The 427-nt window shown below is 41.0% G+C and carries 1 protein-coding gene; it reads left to right on the top strand.

Features of this window, described 5'->3' with window-relative positions; all coding sequences use genetic code 11:
* The coding region (locus RTP52_RS08515; protein WP_312370544.1) for an EamA family transporter at positions 1-427 on the top strand (427 nt) is incomplete at both ends.

Below are 427 nucleotides of genomic sequence, written 5' to 3'. Positions count from 1 at the left end.
GGGAATATGGCTTACTGCCTTTAATGTAAAAAAAGGTCGTATTCGAGAAATGGGAAGAAGTTTAAATACGTTTCCAGGAAAAATGATCGTGATTGGATCTTTACTTGGCGGTCCGATAGCGAATGGTGCTTACCTAGCGGGACTTGCAATGGCTGGGGCATATGCGATTCCAATTTCTGCAATGTGTAGTTTATTTGGTGCTATATTTGCTTGGATCTTCCTAAAACAGAAGATAACAAAGAGAGTTTTACTTGGTATGCTGGTATGCGTTGCGGGAGCAATCATTATTAACTGGACAAAGCCAGAAGGCAGTGACAATTTTACACTAGGAATTATTTGTTCTCTGATCGCTGCTGTTTGCTGGGCACTTGAGGGTGTATTTGCAACCTATGGTGGTGCAATGATTGATACTGATGTAGCAGTTAAT

Source organism: Lachnoclostridium sp., assembly GCF_031997925.1.
GTDB lineage: Bacteria > Bacillota > Clostridia > Lachnospirales > Lachnospiraceae > Lachnoclostridium.
The sequence above is the reverse complement of the archived record's forward strand: the minus strand, read 5'-3'. Positions and strand labels throughout refer to the sequence as shown.